The sequence below is a fragment of the Oleiphilus sp. HI0043 genome (assembly GCF_001634935.1).
The window spans coordinates 1-1330 of sequence record NZ_LWEY01001183.1 but is presented as its reverse complement, the minus strand read 5'-3'; the positions used below and the strand labels follow the sequence as shown (position 1 = coordinate 1330).

Below are 1330 nucleotides of genomic sequence, written 5' to 3'. Positions count from 1 at the left end.
CTGCTATTATTTGTGAAGTAATTGCAACATCCAGTCTTAAGTCTAGTGAAGGTTTTACTAAAATCGCCCCATCGCTGCTTGTTATTATTGGCTATGGCGCTGCTTTCTATTTACTTTCACTTACTCTGAAATCAATCCCTGTTGGTATTGCATATGCAGTTTGGTCAGGGCTTGGCATAGTTTTAGTAACTCTAGTCGCATGGTTCATGCACGGGCAAAAACTTGACCTTTGGGGGTATGTTGGCATGGGTTTAATCGTTGGTGGCGTTGTTGTTCTCAACTTGCTTTCAAAAACCAGTGCACATTAGTCCAGTATGCATCTAACAAGTTGCACCAGTCGGAAAACCTCCGCTCCGCGGCTTTGTGCATTCGCTTCGCTCATTGTTGCACAAAGCCACTACACTACAGTTTCCGCTGTGCAAGGCGTTATGTTTCAGAACGAAGTTATGGCAACTTTTAAAGCACTGTTTAAATTTATATATTCGGCTCTAGCTGCTGCTGTGATTATTGGGCTTACAATATCAATACTCGATGACCCTGCAAAAAAAATAAATGAATACGAAGTTACAGCAGGCGTAATTGAAAGTTTCAAACACGTAAAATATCGCGGGTATAAAACCTATTTAAATTTAGCGGGGTCAAAAGAGCAATATCGATTACGCTTGAAACCCCAAAAGCGGAATATGGTTACCCAGGGAGCTGACGTAAAGGTTTGGTTTGCGGATACTTTACTGTTTGGCCTAAAGGTAAAACAGGTAAGTGTTAATGGTGTAATGTTAAAAAAATATGATTATCAATATGTTAATAGTGTGCACAACAAATTTATTTTCGCAGTATGTATATTGTTGGCTGGCTTCATATTTCTTTATGGTGATCTTTTTAAAAAACTAATATCAAAATTAAGTACATAACAATGCGCTCAAACGGACTCGGCAAACTGACACCTTTTTTGAAAAACACTCAAAAAAGTCGCCAGTTCACCTCTCCGTTTAGCTAAGCGTTAAATGTTTTTTGGCTCTTAAGGTTTAGGGCTCAATATTCTGCAGGGAATGCTCGTTTCTTATCGAGCATTCCTCCGTTTAAATTATTAAGGTAGGTGGCACGGTTTCCAACTGTTCCGCTCCGCTGTTTAAGCTTCTCAGGTACATTTTAATTTGTAGAGGTTTCGTTGGTGGTGTGTTCCTAGGGAGTCCGGTAAAGTCGCCATCTAGGGTGTTTTTGTCTCTGGGCAAGTACAAAGGTTTTAACGTGGTGTTTGGTGTAGTTGGGTGTTCTAAAACATCTAACCAGTTCATCAAACATCACTCCGGCCACAAAAACACGTGGCCTA

General features: G+C 40.2%; 2 protein-coding genes. Both read left to right on the top strand.

Features of this window, described 5'->3' with window-relative positions; all coding sequences use genetic code 11:
- On the top strand, positions 1 to 308 hold a 308-nt coding region (locus tag A3729_RS13660), incomplete at its 5' end, for a multidrug efflux SMR transporter (RefSeq protein ID WP_068633998.1).
- Positions 309 to 428: 120 nt separating this feature from the next.
- Positions 429 to 911 (top strand): hypothetical protein, encoded by a 483-nt coding sequence (locus A3729_RS13655; RefSeq protein ID WP_068511189.1) that lies wholly within the window; start codon positions 429 to 431, stop codon positions 909 to 911.
- The last annotated feature ends 419 nt before the right edge of the window (positions 912 to 1330 follow it).